This window comes from Sulfurospirillum tamanense, assembly GCF_016937535.1.
GTDB lineage: Bacteria > Campylobacterota > Campylobacteria > Campylobacterales > Campylobacteraceae > Sulfurospirillum_B > Sulfurospirillum_B tamanense.
On record NZ_JAFHKK010000006.1, the window covers coordinates 1 to 17,568 of the forward strand.

Annotated in this window: 14 protein-coding genes and 1 tRNA gene; 9 read left to right on the forward strand and 6 right to left on the reverse strand. The window is 44.8% G+C overall.

The features are described 5' to 3' along the window. The coding region (locus JWV37_RS12665) for a PAS domain-containing protein (RefSeq protein ID WP_240332012.1) at nucleotides 1–633 on the reverse strand (633 nt) is incomplete at its 3' end. Nucleotides 634–666: 33 nt separating this feature from the next. Then, on the reverse strand, nucleotides 667–1,581 hold the full coding sequence (locus tag JWV37_RS03970) for a metal ABC transporter solute-binding protein, Zn/Mn family (RefSeq protein WP_205458481.1): 915 nt from the start codon (nucleotides 1,579–1,581) through the stop codon (nucleotides 667–669). A gap of 136 nt (nucleotides 1,582–1,717) precedes the next feature. On the opposite strand from JWV37_RS03970, the gene JWV37_RS03975 reads away from it, so the two are divergent. Continuing rightward, entirely contained in the window at nucleotides 1,718–2,089 is a 372-nt protein-coding gene (locus tag JWV37_RS03975; RefSeq protein WP_205458482.1) for a Fur family transcriptional regulator, read from the forward strand. A gap of 2 nt (nucleotides 2,090–2,091) precedes the next feature. Here JWV37_RS03975 and JWV37_RS03980 read toward each other — a convergent pair whose 3' ends face one another. Continuing rightward, the gene (locus JWV37_RS03980; RefSeq protein ID WP_205458483.1) at nucleotides 2,092–2,487 is read right to left on the reverse strand and encodes an acyl-CoA thioesterase; all 396 of its coding nucleotides are present in this window, start codon (nucleotides 2,485–2,487) and stop codon (nucleotides 2,092–2,094) included. A 113-nt stretch (nucleotides 2,488–2,600) separates the two neighbouring features. Here JWV37_RS03980 and JWV37_RS03985 point away from each other — a divergent pair, with 113 nt between their 5' ends. Beyond that, complete coding sequence (locus JWV37_RS03985; protein WP_205458484.1) at nucleotides 2,601–3,329, forward strand: class I SAM-dependent methyltransferase; 729 nt, start codon at nucleotides 2,601–2,603, stop codon at nucleotides 3,327–3,329. A 23-nt stretch (nucleotides 3,330–3,352) separates the two neighbouring features. Here JWV37_RS03985 and JWV37_RS03990 read toward each other — a convergent pair whose 3' ends face one another. Continuing rightward, nucleotides 3,353–4,528: a TsoY family (seleno)protein gene (locus JWV37_RS03990; protein ID WP_205458485.1), complete on the reverse strand. Its 1,176-nt coding sequence runs from the start codon at nucleotides 4,526–4,528 to the stop codon at nucleotides 3,353–3,355. Between the two features lie 90 nt (nucleotides 4,529–4,618). On the opposite strand from JWV37_RS03990, the gene JWV37_RS03995 reads away from it, so the two are divergent. Continuing rightward, nucleotides 4,619–5,050, forward strand: coding sequence for a MarR family winged helix-turn-helix transcriptional regulator (locus JWV37_RS03995; RefSeq protein WP_205458486.1), 432 nt, complete (start codon nucleotides 4,619–4,621; stop codon nucleotides 5,048–5,050). A 52-nt stretch (nucleotides 5,051–5,102) separates the two neighbouring features. On the opposite strand, the gene JWV37_RS04000 is transcribed toward JWV37_RS03995, so the two are convergent. Next, nucleotides 5,103–5,177 (reverse strand) — tRNA-Glu (locus JWV37_RS04000). A 183-nt stretch (nucleotides 5,178–5,360) separates the two neighbouring features. On the opposite strand from JWV37_RS04000, the gene JWV37_RS04005 reads away from it, so the two are divergent. The 5 genes from JWV37_RS04005 to JWV37_RS04025 all read left to right on the forward strand — a co-directional run bounded on the left by JWV37_RS04005 (nucleotide 5,361) and on the right by JWV37_RS04025 (nucleotide 11,348). After that, nucleotides 5,361–5,843, forward strand: a complete 483-nt coding sequence (locus JWV37_RS04005) for a hypothetical protein (protein ID WP_205458487.1) — start codon at nucleotides 5,361–5,363, stop codon at nucleotides 5,841–5,843. Beyond that, complete coding sequence (gene nfo / locus JWV37_RS04010; RefSeq protein ID WP_205458488.1) at nucleotides 5,840–6,730, forward strand: deoxyribonuclease IV; 891 nt, start codon at nucleotides 5,840–5,842, stop codon at nucleotides 6,728–6,730. The genes JWV37_RS04005 and nfo overlap by 4 nt, the downstream gene beginning before the upstream one ends. Before the next feature lie 26 nt (nucleotides 6,731–6,756). Then, the gene (locus JWV37_RS04015) at nucleotides 6,757–7,974 is read left to right on the forward strand and encodes an OmpP1/FadL family transporter (protein WP_205458489.1); all 1,218 of its coding nucleotides are present in this window, start codon (nucleotides 6,757–6,759) and stop codon (nucleotides 7,972–7,974) included. A gap of 1 nt (nucleotide 7,975) precedes the next feature. Next, a complete protein-coding gene (locus JWV37_RS04020; RefSeq protein ID WP_205458490.1) occupies nucleotides 7,976–9,541 on the forward strand; it encodes a fatty acid--CoA ligase in 1,566 nt (521 codons plus the stop codon). A 166-nt stretch (nucleotides 9,542–9,707) separates the two neighbouring features. Continuing rightward, complete coding sequence (locus JWV37_RS04025; protein WP_205458491.1) at nucleotides 9,708–11,348, forward strand: glutamate synthase-related protein; 1,641 nt, start codon at nucleotides 9,708–9,710, stop codon at nucleotides 11,346–11,348. On the opposite strand, the gene JWV37_RS04030 is transcribed toward JWV37_RS04025, so the two are convergent. Then, nucleotides 11,332–13,974, reverse strand: a complete 2,643-nt coding sequence (locus JWV37_RS04030; RefSeq protein ID WP_205458492.1) for an EAL domain-containing protein — start codon at nucleotides 13,972–13,974, stop codon at nucleotides 11,332–11,334. The genes JWV37_RS04025 and JWV37_RS04030 overlap by 17 nt on opposite strands. Nucleotides 13,975–14,349: 375 nt before the next feature. Here JWV37_RS04030 and JWV37_RS04035 point away from each other — a divergent pair, with 375 nt between their 5' ends. Then, the gene (locus JWV37_RS04035) at nucleotides 14,350–17,472 is read left to right on the forward strand and encodes an EAL domain-containing protein (RefSeq protein WP_205458493.1); all 3,123 of its coding nucleotides are present in this window, start codon (nucleotides 14,350–14,352) and stop codon (nucleotides 17,470–17,472) included. Nucleotides 17,473–17,568 lie beyond the last annotated feature (96 nt).

A 17,568-nucleotide genomic window follows, 5' to 3' on the forward strand; every position in this document is an offset into this window, starting at 1 on the left:
CACTTCTTTGGGCGTGTCGGGGTGACGGTTGACACTGTGGGGCTTACCAATGAGGTCTTCGACGCGGTGCCCCGTGATTTCTACAAAATTTTTATTGACGTAGGTAATGATACCTTTGGGGTCACTTTTGGTGACGATGGAGCTTTCATTGAGGGCTTTTTTATAATTTTCTAAAAAAGCCGTTACTTTGATGAGGCCTTTGGTGTTAAATACATGGGAAGAGATGTCTGAGATTACGCCTAAAAAATGAATGGCATTGTTATGTTCATCACGTACTACTTGCGTGGTGTCTTCAACCCACACGTAGTTACCATCGTTTTTGCGCAAACGGTAGGGTTGGTGGGTAAAAACGTCGACCTCTTTGTGTTGAAGCAACTCTTGTTCTACACGGTTAAGGTCTTCAGGGTGAATTAAATCCTTGTAATGAAGAGTTTGTTCTTGGAAAACCCTCGGGTCGTACCCGAGGGTTTTGGCAATGGAAGGGCTAACGAGTAAAACAGAGTGGATAGGGTCGTTGTCCCATTTGAAGTAGACGCTTGGGCTAAAATCTAAAAAACACTTTAACTCTGAAAAAGTAAAGTCGGGATGGTTTTTCGCGATTGCCACGTCTGCTCCTTGCGCGTTAAAAAGCATTATTGTAGCAAAAAACCACCCAACTTAAAAGCCCTAACGTAGGCCAGCGGCTAAAACATCGACACTTTTTAGTAACGCATTTTTCCAATCTTTAGATAATGCATCAAGAGGCACGACACTGCCGCCGATTTCTTTGGCAATTACTTGGGCGCTTTTGGTGGAAAATTGTGGCGCGACGAAAATAATATGCACGCCCTCGTGTTTTGCTTCTTTGATTAACGCAGCCAAGGCGGCAGGTTTAGGCTCTTTGCCCTCAATTTCAATGGCAACTTGCTCTAAGTTATAACGCGTGGCAAGGTAGCCTAAATTGGGGTGAAAAATCATAAACTTTCGGTGTGTTAGTCCTGTGAGTTTGGTGCGAATCTGTGCATCTAGGGCGTCTAATTCTGCTTCAAAATCCTGAAGATTGGCTTCATACAACGCTTTATGCTGGGGAAAAGCGCGTATGAGTGCGTTAGCGATGGTGTTAGCTTGGATTTTTACCAGCACAGGGTCTAGCCAGATATGTGGGTCAAGGGTGCCCTCTTTGTGCTCGTGTTTGTCTTGATGGTCATGCGCGTGTTTGTGGTCGTGTTTGTCTCCATGGTCATGTTTGTGTTTGGTATCTTCTTCATGGTCGTGGTCTGCGATGGGTTGTTTTGTCACATCGTGGTCAGTTTCAACCACCACTAACGCGGGGTTGGCGCTTTTGAAGCGGGGAATCCATGCCTCTTCAAAGTTAACACCAATGGCAAAATAGAGCGCACTTTTTTCCAGTTGTGCCATTTGGCTTGGGCGCGGTTCGTAGGTGTGGGGACTGTGGCCTGGCTGGACCATGACATTAATCTCTACAGTATCCCCTGCAATTTTTTCGACGAAATAGTGTTGAGGCAAGATGCTGACACTCACTACCGGTTTGGCATAGGAAAAGCCAAAAATAAGGCTAAACAACACAAGCAAACGTACCATTTTTTCTCCTTTTTTCTCGCAACTAAGTTGCAATAGTATAAGAAAAAGCGACTTAGTTGCACCTTAACAAAAAATGCGTTATGATGTGGGTTTAAAAGGAAAAAACCTTACATGTAAAAGGGTTTAAAGAGGAAAAATGAAAGAAGTGTCAACACAGCTTACCGCCCATAACATCAAGCCAACCCCTGCACGTACTGCAATTTTTGATGTGCTACAACATGCCTTGTCGCCTCTAAATTATGACCAAATTACAGACCAAATGCCAATGCGCATCAACAAGGCCACCTTTTACCGTGCCATCAGCATCTTTGAAAAAGAGGGGTTAGTGACTAAGTTTGAATCGGATGACCGTAAATGGTACTTTGAACTCTCACCTGTCAATCATGCCCATTTCATCTGCGAAACCTGTCACGAAGTCCGCTGTACTAACGTGCCTATTCCAAAAGCCAGCGAGGGCAATGCGGTGAAAAGTGTTATTTTAAAAGGAACATGCAAAGCCTGCCAATAGCTTTACATGTAACGGGCAATCACTGCATCTGGGATGGCCTTGGGGCGCTGGGTTTGTGTGTCGATGTAAACCCACACCGTGCTTGCCTTGGCAATCTCTTCCTCTCCGCGTAAAAACCGATACAAGCGTACACTTGCCGCTTTACGAAAACTCTCCGCCCAGGTTTGAATGACCAAGGTTTCGCCCTCAAAGGCGGGCTTAAGGTAGTCGATAGTGTGGGTTTTAGCCACCCATGTAGAGCCTTCTTCTTGCTGACGCAAGATAGTGTCGCCCACGCTTTGAGAGTGCGCCGTAGCGGCGTCTTGCATCCACTGAACGTATAAGACATTGTTAACGTGACCGTTGATGTCGATGGCACTTTTGGGGATGGTGAGGGTGTAGCAAAAACGGGGATTCATGATGTTCCTTTTTGATAGAAGTATACCCAAAAGTGATAATGCACGTTACAGCTCCTTTAGCCCCTTTTAACCCACCGCACGTTACTATCGTGAAAAATATAGAAGGTAATACTATGAGCCAAACCAAGTGGGATGAAAAAGCGGCCAATTATGTTCGGTTTTCGGCAAAGCCTGATGCCTTCGGGCAGCGCGTGTTTGACACGCTTGAGGCATGGGGTGTGGAGTTTGTGGACAAAACCATTCTTGATATTGGGTGCGGTACAGGGGTGTATACCTTGCATCTTGCTAAAGAAGCAACAAATGTAGATGCTCTTGATTTTTCCAGCGAAATGCTAAATATCCTACAATCCGATGCAAAAAGTAATGGTATTCATAATATTAAAACTATTCATGACCGTTTTGACACCTTACCATGTAAGGCACAATACGACCTTGCATTTTGCTCCATGAGTCCTGCAGTGAGCTCTCCTGCTATGTTTGAAAAAATGCACGCGTGCGCTAAAGAAAAAGTCTTTTTAGGGTGGGGTGGCAAACGCAAGTCTTCGTTGCATGATCCTATTTTTGAAGCCTTTGGTACCCAATACAATGCCCCGCGAGGAGGGGTTGAACTCAAAGCATGGCTAGAGGCTCAGGGAATTTTCTTTACATGTAAGGTTTTGGAGGAAACGCGTACAAGCTACATGGACGTTGCAAAAAGTGTGGAAAATGTCGCATGGCACTTGGGCATCAACGAGGTAACTTTTGACCCAGAAACACTCAGCACTTTGGTTGAAAAACATGCGGATGAAAATGGTATGGTAGAAAATATAATCGAATCAGAAATGGTGCTAATGGTGTTTTAGTGTGGCGCAGGTGCGCCACTGTGTTATAAAAGTTTTTTACTGAGTGTAAAAAAAGTGCGAACGGTCAACCATTGCACCCACACCAAGGGAGCCAAAAGCCCGTAAAATAGTGGCGAATAAAGGCTTACGATGTTGTTAGCAACCAAACCTGTCATCAAAAAGAAAAACCCAAACACAAACAGTGCTACACCTGGGCAAATGATAGCAAAGCTCACAGGCGAGCGCGTACATCCGTGAATGTAAGTGTTAAAATAGCCCACCTGCTTCATGACTCTGTAGCCGATCCAGCCAAACATGAGTTGTAAAGAAAGCACCGTGGAGCCTAACAAAAAGAGAAACCAGTTAGCACCGTGAGATAACCCCATAAAGTTGTGTGCTACACCAAAGCTAACACGAATAACAGTGATGCCCAAAAGGGTTAAAATAGGAATCATTACCCATAAACTCACACTTGTTTCAGCATGAATTCCCTGCGCAAATATATCACGCATGGCAAAGACGGTTTTCAAAAACGCCAAAGTAATGGCAAGAACGCTAAAAAAAACAGCACCAAAAATACCCAAAGCAGAGACCAAAGGCAAGCTGCTCATGGCGCCAGGCGCGGCAAATCCCACTCCAACCATACTAAAGGCAAAGATAGCAAGCAGTTGGCTAAAATTGTTGTTGGTGGTTGGGTTAAAGTTGCCCGTGATGATGAGCCGTGTTAAATAGGTGCCATAAACCCTAAGCGCATATAAACCAACCCCTAAAAATGCCAACAATGCCAGAGGAAAAAGCCACTCAATCACACTCCAAAGATTGGGTACAAAAGTGGCACCCAGTACAAAAGCCACATTGATAGTCATGGCGTAAGTCAAAGGAAGAGCCATCAATGAAACTTCGCCGTTAGTTTGCTTAAGTGTTTCAAACGCAGCGGTGTGTTTAAACAGGCGAAATTGGCGGATGTTCCAAAAAAGCAAAGTGATGTGTTTGTATGCAAAAAAGAGAATTCCAGCAAGCGCGCCCCCAACTAGTGGAAGGTAAGTAGGGTGCGCACTTCCCCAAGAAAACAAAGCATTGGCGGTCACCATGGGGGTAGTGGGGTGGGGAAGCAAGAAATTGAGGTACATAAAAAATGAGACCGCTAGCCCTCCCGCACCCAACGAGGCGAGAAAATACAAGGGCGAATAATCTTCTTTGAGAGTGAGCGATTGCGACATGATGTCTCCTTGGGTGGCATTTAAGCCACGGTATTGTAAACTTGGTTGACAGTTTAGCGCGTGAAATGTAGTTTGTCAAGGAGGTTGACAATGTGGAGTGGACAACAGGATATAAAATTTTTACTTTTAGATAAGCTCGCGTGGGTGGAAGAGTTTTCGCGCCAAGAGGCAAAAGCGTACGGGTATGAAGACCACGACATTCTCTCTTCGTCGGGGATACTCACCTTTGTAGATCATGGCGTGGTCACTATTTCATCCATTGCAAAAAAGTTGGGGATTAGTCGCCAAGCGGTGCATAAAAATGTGCAAGCTTTAGCAAAAAAAGGCTTTTTGTGTTTGTGCGAAGGACAAGACAAGCGGGAAAAAATGATTTGCATGACACCTCACGGGGAAGCATTGTTGGCGTGCCGTAAAAACGTGATGGTAAAGGTAGAAAAAGCGATTGCGCAAACGCTCGGAGAAGAGGCATTGGCACAGCTAAAAACACTCCTAGGAAAACACTGGGAAGAAAACAAAGTGTGAATGCCATTTTGGGTGAAAAATGTGTAAATGGTGAAGTTGCGGTTTAAAAAAGTGGTGACCCATACGAGACTCGAACTCGTGTTACCGCCGTGAAAGGGCGGTGTCCTAACCGCTAGACGAATGGGCCGTGTTTTTGTTGAGGATGGAATTGTACCTCAGTAAAACTTAAAAAAGAATAAAATAATGAGGGTTTTTAAAAGCTTTTTTGGGGTGTAAAAAACATTACATGTAAACCTTTTTTACACGCTTTTTTACCTCCTAAACGCCTTATTTTTTCTATGCTACAATACCGCCTGAAATGGAGGCGAGCATGAAGCATTGGATACTTTTTTTAAGTCTATTGTTCTTAGGGGGATGCGCCCTAAAGCCCCTCATTTATGAAACTTCAACCGTTCATCTCACCCTAAAAATACCCCAAATTCGTCTTTCTGATATGGCGTTTGTGCGCCACAGCGCTACCACTACAAACATCCAAGTCTTTACTGCTGGTCAAGTGGTTTTAGACCTTGTGGTGGGAGACTCCTTGTGTCTTAATGGCACGTGTTATGATAAAACCGCTTTTAATCGCCACTTTTTTAATGCCCCCCATTATCCTGAGCTTTTAGAAGAGATTCTTTTAGGTCGGCCCATTTATGAAAGCAGAGGGCTAGAGAGAAGCGCGCAAGGGTTTAGCCAACATTTTTCCTTGCGCGGGCGTGAAATTGCGTATGAAGTCACTCCCGCTTACACGTTGTTTCGCGATACACAGCGGGGAATTTTGATGCGGATGGCATCCCCAAAGGAGAACAAATGAAAGCAATCGGTGCCCATGTGAGTGCCAGTGGCGGTGTGTTTAACGCCCCTTTAAATGCCGAGGCTATCGGTGCAAACGCCTTTGCCCTCTTTACCAAAAACCAACGCCAATGGAACGCAAAACCTTTGGATGCAACAACCATTGAAGCCTTTAAGGCCAACCTTGCGCGTGTGGGAATTTTACCCAAACATGTCCTTGCCCATGATAGCTACTTGATAAACTTAGGCCACCCCGAAAAAGAGGCGCGCCAAAAATCTTTGGAGGCGTTTATTGACGAAGTAAAGCGGTGTGACCAGTTGGGGTTAGATAAGCTTAACTTCCATCCCGGGTCCCACTTAAACCAGCTCACTGAAGAGGCGTGTTTGGATAGTATTGCCGAGAGTTTAAACCGCACCTTAGAGCTTACACAAAATGTAACACTTGTTATCGAAAATACGGCGGGCCAAGGGACGAACTTGGGTTACAAATGGGAACATTTGGCCCACCTCATCGAAAAAGTCGAAGACAAGGGGCGCATCGGGGTTTGCTTGGACACGTGCCACCTTTTTACAGCAGGTTATGACATACGAACCTCAGAGGCTTATGCTAAAACTACAAAAGAATTTGATAGCATTGTGGGTTTTTGTTACTTAAAAGGCATGCACTTTAACGACGCCAAGCCCCCTTTGGGCTCTAGGGTCGACAGGCACCACTCTTTGGGCAAGGGAACCATTGGTCTTGAGGCATTTTGGTATATCATGAATGACCCACGCATGGATGACATTCCTTTGGTGTTGGAGACTATCGACACCGCGTTGTGGGCGCAAGAGATTGCGTTGCTTCGGGCAATGCAAGGTGCAGAAAAACCTACAGGTAGCCAAGACGGTTATGTAAATAAAATACGTTAAAAATCTAATTTTTACAAAGGAAACAGATGAGACAGACGATGCGCGTTGTAGGTATGAGTATGGCCTGTGCGGCGGTACTGCAAGCAAGTGGGTATAAAATTCCCGAACAATCCCTAAAGGGAACGGCGTTGGGTGCGGCCAACGTGGCAGCAGTAAATGGCGCGGATGCCAACTATTACAACCCTGCCAATATGGTGTGGATGGACAATGCTTACCATGTAGAAGGGGCGTTAACTTACATTAACCTCCCCAAAGTAAAGTTTGCTAATTCGGGCACAGGGGCAGATGGCGAATCCAAAGTAGAACATTTCTTGATGCCTTCTTTACATGTAGTGACCCCTGAGTACTATGAAAACTGGCGCTTTGGTTTTTCCACGGTAGCCCCAGGTGGTCTTTCTAAGCGGTGGAATAGTCCCTACCAGAAAACCTTTGCAGAAGAGTTTACCTTGCGCATCATCGAAGCCAACCCAACGGCTGCGTATAAAATCAACGACCAATTGGCTTTGGGCTTTGGGGTGCGGATGGTGTATACGGATGGGGTGGTGAAGAGTGATGGAAATCTTGGCTTTGGCGCAGCAAAAAGAGATTTAACGGGAGATTCTATTGACTATGGGTACAACCTTGCGTTAGCTTATCGTCCCACTTCTGAACTTAAACTGGCTGCAACCTACCGCTCAAAGGTGGATTTGACGGTTAAAGGAGATGCAAAACTGTATCACCTAAATGCACTACAATACGATGGTTCTGCCAGTGTTACTATCCCTCTTCCTGCCACATTGGCTTTAGCGGCAGCTTATACCATGGATAAAACAACGGTAGAATTGGTATATGAGCGTGTGTATTGGTCGGCTTATAAGAACTTGGATTTTAATTATGGAAGCACTATTGCAAATCCAGTTTTGGTTGCTATGTTTGATAACCCTTCTGCTAAAAATTGGAAAGATTCCAACACCTACCGTCTTGGTATTACCCACGAATACAGCGATAAACTAACGCTGATGGCAGGGTATTCTTATGATGAAACTCCTGTTCCAGATAGTAGTCTTGGATTTGAACTTCCCGATGCGGATGCCCAGCTTTATTCCTTTGGCTTTAGCTACAAGATACGCCCCGATATTACTGTGGGGTTGGCGTATTTGTACAGTGATAAAAAAGTCCGCAGTGTCAACAACACCTATGCGCAAGGAAAATTCACTGGCAGTGGCGCACACTTAGTGACCACGGGCATCACCTACAGGTTCTAGTATGTTAACCTACAAATACCGCAATTTTTACGAAATGGTCGAACACAACGCCAAGCACCGTCCTAAAGAGACGGTGTTGTTGGTGGATGAGCGCAAGGTTGACCATTTGAGGTTGAAGCAAAAGGTGGATACTTTTGCACGCTTTTTGGAGTTTAGTTCCATCAAAAATGGCGACAAAGTCGCGCTCATTATCGCAAATTCCGAAGAATTTATCGTCTCTTTTTTGGCGGTGACCAAGATTGGGGCGGTGGCCGTACCTCTTAACACTTTTTTGAAACGTGAAGAGTTTGAATATATTCTAAGCGATGCCCAAGCCAAACTGCTCATCTGTTCTCCCGAATTTGCAGGGGAGACAAGCGGGTTGCTAGAGGCGACTCCTGTGGAAAAAATCGTCTGGACGGGACACTATGACAAGTTGGATGAGCGTAACTACAGCTTTGTGGAAATCACGGGCAGTATGGAGACCCACGAACAACTTGCCAAGGCGCCAAAGTTGGATGATTTGGCGTGCATCATTTACACTTCTGGCACCACGGGTAAGCCAAAAGGCGCCATGCTGAGTTACCGTAACATGCTTTCAAATATGGTGAGCGCTGATGAGGTCTTTCAAATCACTGCTAAAGACAGGTTTATTGTCTATTTACCTATGTTTCACTCCTTTACCTTGACAGTGATGGTGCTGTTGCCTTTGTACGCAGGCAGTTCCATGGTACTCATTAAATCAGTGTTTCCTTTTAGCAATGTTATGAAGCAAACCTTGCTAAAACGGGTCACGATTTTCTTAGGTGTGCCTACTATCTACAACGCCCTTTTAAAAGCGAAAATCCCGTGGTATTTTCTGTGGTTTAACAAGGTGCGTTTGTTTATCTCTGGGAGTGCGCCTTTGAGCGAACACGCGTTACAAGCGTTTAATCAACGCTTCAAGCGCGCGACTTTACTAGAAGGATACGGCCTAAGCGAATGTTCTCCCGCAGTGGCGGTGAATCGTTCCCAGAAGCAAAAACCGCTTTCTGTTGGCCCCGCACTTCCAGGGTATGAGGTTAAAATTGTGAGCGAAGAGATGATGGAACTTCCCTTAAGGGAAGTGGGGGAAATCATCGTTAAGGGCGATTGTGTGATGAAGGGCTACTACAACCGTCCTGATGCCACCGATGAGACGATTGTGAATGGCTGGCTTCGCACGGGAGATTTGGGCAAGATGGACGCGGAGGGATTTTTATACATCGTGGACCGTAAAAAAGACCTCATTATCTCTAAGGGCATCAACATCTACCCGCGCGAAATCGAAGAAGTGCTGTACAAGTTTGAAGGGATTGATGCGTGTGCCGTCATTGGGGTAAAGGATGAGAGCAATGACGAGGAAGTTTTGGCTTTCATTCAACTCAAAGAAGAGGTGGAAAGTATCCCTGAAATTAAACTCAAGCAGTATTTAAAATCCCACTTAGCAAATTTTAAAGTACCCAAGCATATTTATACTGTCGAAGAACTGCCTAAAAATGCAACAGGAAAAGTGCTCAAACGCGTGTTAAAAGAGCATGTTTTGAGTGGCAAATTCCCTCTAAAATAACCCCATCCCGAAACTCAAACCCCAGAGTTTCGGGAATCTCATTGTGATTAAAAAATAGACAAAATATTGGTATTTAACACTGTAATAATGACTACTTTTTAAGCACTTAATTTATTTAAAAGCCCACTTAGTCTATATTGTTACAAAATTCATCTAAAGGATACATATGGTTGAATGGCCAAAAAATAACGATGCTCTTGGAACGGCAAACCGCGGAAATGCGGCAGAATCAGGATTGTGTACTTTGTGTACTTCAGATTGCAAGGGTAAATGCGAAACATGGATGTCAAGTATGGTGGGGCGAAAGCTACTCTACCCTAGAGACTTTGGTGCTACCACTTCGGGAGCGCGCAACACGACACATGTGGGTGCCAGTTATAACTCTTTGCGTATTCAAGGGTACAACTACGGCTCTTCTGGGCTAAAAAATGGCCTAAGCAACGATCCTGATGATTGTCTTTTCACGAACGTTTCCCTTGAGGGTTCTTTTGGCGCAACAGAAAAGACAACATTTAAACTGCCCATCATGACAGGTGCGTTGGGCTCTACTGCCATTGCTAGCAAATATTGGGATTCGTTTTGTATCGGCGCGGCCCTTTCGGGGTACCCCATCGTGGTGGGTGAAAACGTCGTGGGCATTGATAAAGAAGCAGTCATCGAAAAAGGAAGAATCAAAAAAGCTCCCGAACTTGACCGACGTATTCAAACCTACCAGCGTTATTTTAGTGGCCATGGAGCTATCATTGTCCAACTCAACGTCGAAGATACGCGCAATGGTGTTGCAGAGTATGTAGTGGAAAAATACGGTGAAAGCGTAGTGATTGAGCTTAAGTGGGGCCAAGGGGCTAAAGACATCGGCGGAGAGATTCAAGTCAATAGCTTGGAATACGCGTTGTTTCTCAAAGAACGCGGGTATCTTTTAGACCCAGACCCCTCCTGTCCCGAAGCCCAAGAGGCGTTTGAAAGCGGTGCCATCAAAGCCTTTGCCCGCCACAGCCGTTTGGGCGGAACGAACTTGCAAGACGAAGCAGCCGTGAAGCAAGACTTCATGGAAAGCGTGGCGTATTTGCGAAAGATTGGGTTTAAGCGTATTTCTCTTAAAACGGGTTCTTATGGCAACGAAGCGTTAGCCATGGCTATCAAATATGCCAGCGAAGCCAAACTTGACCTTTTGACCATCGACGGTTCGGGCGGAGGTACGGGCATGAGCCCGTGGAACATGATGGAAACGTGGGGCGTGCCCTCCTTGCACCTTCACGCCCAAGCCTACCGCTACGCCAAAATCCTTGAAGCCCAAGGGGTTAAAGTGGTAGACATGGCTTTTGCAGGTGGTTTGGCCAGAGAGGACCACATCTTTAAAGCCCTTGCCCTTGGAGCACCTTTTACCAAGCTTATTTGCATGGGGCGTTCTTTAATGATTCCTGCCTTTTTGGGTTCAAACATCGAAGGGGCACTTAAGCCAGAACACAAAGAGAGAGTCTTTGGCCACTGGGAAAAACTCCCTGCAAGCGTGACAGAAAAAGGCACTCGCCCTGAAGAGATTTTTGCGGGGTATTATGAGGTGCAAAAGATGGTGGGCAAAACAGAAATGGCGAACATTCCCTATGGTGCTATTGCTTCTTTTACCTTGGCAGACAAGTTAGGCACAGGTCTTCAGCAGCTCTTGGCAGGTGCGCGCAAATTTAACGTGGGGAATATTGTCCGTGAGGATATTTTTTCTGCCAACGAAGAAACTGCCAAAATAACAGGCATTCCTTTCATGCTTGACGTAGATGATGAAAAAGCCGTGGCTATTTTAAAGGCTTAGGTGTTATTACATGTAAAGGTTCAGGGGTATGAAAATAGTACCCCTGACACTTGGTGATGCCAAGAGCTTGGACATGCTCTAGTACCGTTTTTGAATGCACAAATTCCGCAACAACTTCCATGGAAGACTCTCTGGCAAAGGCCACAATTGCTGTAACAACTTTTTGGCAGTTGGCATCAACGTCGATGGTGCGTATGAGTGAACCATCGATTTTTATGTAATCGGCTTTGATTTTAAGTAGGTATTCAAAATTAGAATAACCTGTGCCAAAATCATCAATAGCAATTTTTACCCCAAGGCGTTTCATGCGTTCAATGAAGGTTGAAATACGCTCAAAAGAGTCCACGCTTTCTGTTTCCACAATTTCAAGGGTCAATAATCCACCAACGCTAAAATGTGCGATATGCTCTTCTAAAAAGGCGACAAATTCTACATTGTAAACATCTTGGGCGGTGAGGTTGATAGAAAAAGGAACCCTAAAAGAAGAAAAATGGCCAAAAGAAGCGATGACAATGCGTTTTGTGAGCTCCAAATAAAGATTTGAGCGCTTTGCCACAGGTAAAAATAACGAAGGGGAGATAATCGTGCCATCTTCCTTTTCAAGACGCATTAATACCTCATAATGGCAAATGCTGTTGGTAGAAAGGTCAAAAATCCCTTGGGCATAAGCGAGAATTTTGTTATTTTCAAGGGCAGTTTTGATGATGCGTGTCCACTCGATATTGTGTTGATAGATTTGTAAAATACTCAAGTTGGTATCAAAGACAATCAACTCTTGTCCGTTGGTGCGCGCTTGGTCAAGGGCGGCTTGGGCTTCTTGAAAAGCATGGTCTGTGCCAAAAGCCACTCCAGCATGGGCGCCAACATCAAAATTAACATGCCCGACGGATTTTGAGGAGGTTTTGAGGTTTTGAATGCATTGGTGGAGAATAAGGAGAAAATCTTCTTTTTTGGCATGCATGCTTCCTAAAAAGGCAAAGGTGTCAAATGCAAAACGGTAAAGCGTGATGGGCTCTTTGTGGGTAAGGAGTTGAAGTTCTGTGGCACAAAGTTTTAGGAGTGACTCGGCAATATCTTGGCCGTAAAAACTAGACACATCCTTAAGGCCCGTTACTTTAATAAGCCCAAGTTTGTCGCCAAGTTGGATGCGAATATCTTCGCGCAAGCGTTCAATGTTGGAAAGGCCAGTAAGGCGGTCGGTAATTTGCCTTTGGATACGCCGTTCTTGTTCCATTTGTTCTGTGATGTCGATGCGCAATGCGATGTACTCTTGGATGTTGCCATGGGTGTCAAGGATGGGCATGATGGTGGAGCTAGCATAAAAGGTGTCACCGTTTTTAGCGCGATTTTTTAACACCGCTTTGAAAATACGCTTCGCTGTAATGGTTTCCCACAAGTTTTTAAAGGTGCTATCGAGCTCTTCGGGGTGGCGGATGAGGGCGTGGGTTTTTCCAATGAGCTCTTCCTTGGTGTAGCCGCTAATGCGACAAAATTCATGGTTGACATCTGTAATGACGCCATGGGGATCAGTTTTGGAGTAAATGGTGCTTTCTATGACGGCGTGTTTGTACTGGGAGAGGGCACTTTCGTGTTTTTTAATCGTCTCTTCATAGAGAGAAACATCCGCGAGTAAGCGTCGATTGAAGTAGCGTGAAATTGCATAGGCAACAATACTAAAAACAACCAAAAACAACGCCAAGAGGTAAAGATTGAGTTTTAGCCGTTCTAGGCTACGTTTTTTATAGGTCTCAATATTTTCATTGAGGTGATCAAAATAAACACCCGTACCAATCACCCAATTCCAAGGCCGATACAATTCTAGGTAAGAGATTTTTTCGCGGGCGCTATTGTCGGTTTCACTAATGGGGTACACATAACGTGTGATGGCAAACCCTTTCTCTTTGAGTTGCTTAAGATAGTCTTCACGGTAGCGGTTACCAAGCTCATCCTTTGTATCAGAATCGATACGTAGGCCTTCTTTGTTTGGGTTGATAGGAAGCAAAATTTCTTTGGCAAATTCTTTGCCCCCATCTATGTTGTAAAGCTCCATAATAAAGATATATCCACTGTTTTCTTTTCCAAAGCGAATGTAGCGCAGGGTGTCTAGGACACTTTGTTTTACCCGTTTTTCAAAGTAAGAGAGGCTTTGGTGCCCCAAAACATACACATCAAGCTCAGGAATGTAGTGCAAGTACCCCACTTCGTCTTGTTCTTTGTTGGCGTGATACCCCTCAAGGTCATGGTTAAGGGCAGCAGAATGAAATGCCAGACGGATGTCGTGATGTTGCGAAAAGCTCTCTGCCATGGTTGCTGCAATTTCTAGGCTCAAAGGCGCTTTGGAGGCCCGCAAGAGAGCGACAAATGCTTCGGTTTGCTCTTTGAGTGTGTTGCGAAAAGCAGTATGGGTTTCGTTGCGTTTGTGGTCAATGTAGGTGATGGCTTGAGTAATGGCGCTTTTATTGAGAAAAACACGCGACTGGAGCTCTTGGGTTTTAAATTGGGTAACTTCACTTTCGAGGTTTTGGATTTGGGTGAAAGCAAGCTGTGAACCAAATAAAATAACAATAGTAAAAATAATTAGCCACGAACTTAGCAAATGCCACCGAGAAAGCTTTTGTGCAAACATCACCACTCCTTTGGCTAGGGGACTAGGGGAAGAAAACGCAGAAGGTACTTGCGTCGATAAGTGACACGAACTCCTTTTGGTTGTTAATGTGTATTATAACCCAATTTTGACGCAAAAACGAAAGAATAATGCGCGCATTGTAGGCTTTACATGTAAAGCACATTGGAGAGAAAGTACTGTTACTTTTTGTAAAAAATATTAAGAAAGAGGATATTTTTAGGACTTTTTGCGCGTGAGTGAGGTATTTTTTAGCTAAAATTTCCGAGATTTTTTAGATAACTTTCACATATTTTAATCACGCCGCCTTTGTTTACATGTAGAGATACTTCTTTTTCTGATGTTGATTCATCGCGCACATTATTAAGGAAATAGAGATTGAATTGGTTTAAAAACAAGTTGTACTCTTGGAAGATTCACGTGGCGATTGTGTTGCTTGCTGGGGTTGTAGCTCTTGGTTGGCTCAATCACAACCGCGCCATACAAGAAAAAATCCAATTAGAAAAAAACCAAAGCACCTTTGAGTTGGCGTACCGTAGTAGCGTCCAGTTGTATGCTTTGATGGCAGAACAAGCGGTCAATTTGGAAATTCAACACCCTGTTGTGTTAAAAACCTTAAGACGCGCCGTGGAAGAAACAGCCAAACAAACTCGCGAGCAAGTGCGCCAAGAGTTGCAGGTTATGTTAAAAAACATGTACACCAATCTCCAAAAAAACAACCTCACTCATGTGCATTTTCATTTACCCAATGGAGAGACTTTGTTGCGTCTTCATGCACCCCAATGGCATGGAGATTTTTTGTTTGAAGTGCGCCCTTTGGTACGCCGCGCCCATGAGACACGAGAGGCAATCCAAGGATTTGAAGCGGGCAAAACCCTTTTTGGACATCGGTTTATTTACCCGCTTTTTGATGAAGGGCTGTTTTTAGGGAGCGTTGAAATAGGCGTGCCTACGGCGTCTGTTTTGGGGACTTTGTACCAGTTAGACCCGTGGCGCGGGTATGCTTTTGTGGTCAATAATCACTTGGCGAAAAAAACGCTAAGCCAAACAAAAGAACACTTGCGTAATCCGATTTTGCTGGATGAGCAGTTTGCGATGGAAGTATTTCAAGACACAGACGCACCTCGCCCAGAAGGATTGGCAAAACTCAAAGCTATTGGGGCGGCCCTTTCGCAAAAAAAGGTGTTTTTGGAGGGGCTTAAAAAAGGAGAACCTTTTAGTGCGTATGTGCGGGTAAAAAAGGCCTTTTATGGGGTAACTCTTTTGCCTTTAGGAAAAGGAGAGCGGGGTGTTGAAGGATTTTTTCTCTCCTACCAGCACGATGAAACACCGACGCAGTTATGGAAAGATTTTGTACTTGTTTTAGGATTAAGTAGCGCGTGGGGCGGGGTGATTTTTGTACTGCTGCTTGGGATGCAACGGTACGCCAGACGCTCACGAGCAGAACACAAAAAAATCCAAACCCTCTACGACACCCTCACTGAGGGAGTGTTTGTCATCAATAAAAAAGGGCAGATTGTGGATGTTAATGCCGCAACGTGTGTTTTGTTGGGCTACGCCAAAGAAGAAATATTGGGTAAAGAAGCCCATCGCCTTTTTCATGTATCGTCTTCTGCGGGGGTTAACGCTTTGGACGAGTGCCCCATCTACCTTGCCCTGCTTAAAGAAGAAGTGTTTTCGAGCGACCAAGAAACCTTTACATGTAAAGAAGGGAAAAAGCTTGCCGTGGAAATTCAAGCCAAACCCCTAAAGCAAGAAAACCAAGAAGTTTTGATGGTGGTCACCTTTTATGACATCACGGCGCGCAGGGCAAACGAACAGCACATGCGCCTTTTGACCCATGCCCTTGAAGCGAGCGCCAATGCGGTGGTGATTACCAATAAAGAAGCTGTAATTCAGTGGGCAAACCCCGCCTTTGAGCGGATGACAGGTTTTAGCGCAGGCGAGGCGTTGGGGCGAAAACCCAAAGACTTGCTCAAATCAGGAAAACAAACAGAAGCCTTTTACGAAGCGATGTGGAGTACGATTTTATCAGGAAACGCGTGGCATGGAGAGTTGATAAATTGTAAAAAAGATGGAAAGTTGTACCACGAAGAGCTTAGTATCACCCCGTTAGTAAGCACTTTGGGCGAGGTGGAGCATTTTATTGCCATCAAGCAAGACATCACTGCGCGTAAAGAGCACGAAGAGAAGATTCACTCTCTGGCCTTTTACGATGCACTCACGGGGCTTCCTAATCGCCGTTTGTTAGAAGATAGGCTCAAAAGCGCCCAATCTTTTGCCAAGCGCCATGGCAAATACGCCGCGGTGTTGTTTTTGGATTTGGATAAATTTAAGCTCCTAAACGATACACGAGGACACGATTGTGGGGATGATTTTTTGCAACAAGTTGGCCAACGCATTCAAGCCGCCTTGCGAGAAAGTGACACGGTGGCACGGTTTGGCGGGGATGAGTTTGTAGTGATTTTAGAAGGACTAGACGCTAATTTAGCCCAAGCAACCTTACATGTAAAGACCGTGACAAAAAATTTGCACACGGTGTTAAACGCCCCTTATCTGCTCAAAGAAAAAGAGTATAAAGCAACAGTTAGCATTGGGGCAACGTTGTTTTTAGATGAAGGGAAGGATGAAGTGCTAAAGCGCGCAGACATTGCCTTGTACGAAGCCAAAGATGCCGGACGAGACCAGACGTATGTGTACGACAACGCCTTGCATCAAATAACCAGAGAACGTGTGGCTTTGGAGAATGATTTGCGCCAAGCGGCCCAAGAAAAAACAGGTTTCGAGTTACTTTATCAACCCAAAGTAGACAGCCATGATACCATTGTAGGAGCAGAAGTATTTTTGCGGTGGCGTCACTCCCATCTTGGGTTGCTTGAGCCTAGGAAGTTTTTGATGATTGCAGAAGAGACGGGGTTGATTGAGCCTATTGGGGCTTGGGTTTTTGAAGAAGTAGCCAAAGAGATGCAAGGGTGGAAAAACACCCCTTTAGAGCCTTTACATGTAAGCATCAATGTGGGTGAAAAGCAAATCTGCAGTGATTACCTTGTGCCCCAGGTTTGTCAAGCGTTTGGGGCATTTGATGAGGGACTTTCTCGGGTGCGCTTGGATGTTAAAGAGGCGGTATTTTTAAAACATGGGTTAGCCATGGAAAAAAATATGCAGCAGTTGTTTGCTATGGGTGTGCGTTTTTCTCTTGATGGCTATGGCGATAGTGTTGCTTTTTTTCGTCACCTTCGCACCCTTCCTTTTGATGAGGTGAAAGTGGGGCGATTGTTAACAGAGGATACCTCAGAAGAGATGGCTTTGATTTTGCAAACCGTGTTGGCGTTGTCTCATAATGCCAAGATGAATATTGTGGCAGAACAGGTAGAAACACCTCAGCAGCGTGAATATTTGGCGCAAAGCGGATGTAAACAGTTCCAAGGATATTTGTTTGGAAAGCCGATGAATAAGGTGGCATTTCAAGCAGAAGTGATGGCGCGTCAGGTTTTGGTATAGGTAAAAATAGCACAAATGTTCTTTTTTTCGTGATTTTGCTAAAAAACATTCGTCTTTAAGTTCCTTTTACTTAGAATGGTGTGCAATAAAACTGTG

Excerpts from the sequence above, each read along its gene's own strand:
- JWV37_RS04025 (WP_205458491.1), top strand. The coding sequence starts at position 9,708 with ATGGTTGAATGGCCAAAAAATAACGATGCTCTTGGAACGGCAAACCGC.
- JWV37_RS03985 (WP_205458484.1), top strand. The coding sequence starts at position 2,601 with ATGAGCCAAACCAAGTGGGATGAAAAAGCGGCCAATTATGTTCGGTTT.
- nfo (WP_205458488.1), top strand. The coding sequence starts at position 5,840 with ATGAAAGCAATCGGTGCCCATGTGAGTGCCAGTGGCGGTGTGTTTAAC.
- JWV37_RS03990 (WP_205458485.1), bottom strand. The coding sequence starts at position 4,528 with ATGTCGCAATCGCTCACTCTCAAAGAAGATTATTCGCCCTTGTATTTT.
- JWV37_RS03980 (WP_205458483.1), bottom strand. The coding sequence starts at position 2,487 with ATGAATCCCCGTTTTTGCTACACCCTCACCATCCCCAAAAGTGCCATC.
- JWV37_RS04005 (WP_205458487.1), top strand. The coding sequence starts at position 5,361 with ATGAAGCATTGGATACTTTTTTTAAGTCTATTGTTCTTAGGGGGATGC.
- JWV37_RS04020 (WP_205458490.1), top strand. The coding sequence starts at position 7,976 with ATGTTAACCTACAAATACCGCAATTTTTACGAAATGGTCGAACACAAC.
- JWV37_RS04030 (WP_205458492.1), bottom strand. The coding sequence starts at position 13,974 with ATGTTTGCACAAAAGCTTTCTCGGTGGCATTTGCTAAGTTCGTGGCTA.
- JWV37_RS03975 (WP_205458482.1), top strand. The coding sequence starts at position 1,718 with ATGAAAGAAGTGTCAACACAGCTTACCGCCCATAACATCAAGCCAACC.
- JWV37_RS04015 (WP_205458489.1), top strand. The coding sequence starts at position 6,757 with ATGAGACAGACGATGCGCGTTGTAGGTATGAGTATGGCCTGTGCGGCG.
- JWV37_RS03970 (WP_205458481.1), bottom strand. The coding sequence starts at position 1,581 with ATGGTACGTTTGCTTGTGTTGTTTAGCCTTATTTTTGGCTTTTCCTAT.
- JWV37_RS03995 (WP_205458486.1), top strand. The coding sequence starts at position 4,619 with ATGTGGAGTGGACAACAGGATATAAAATTTTTACTTTTAGATAAGCTC.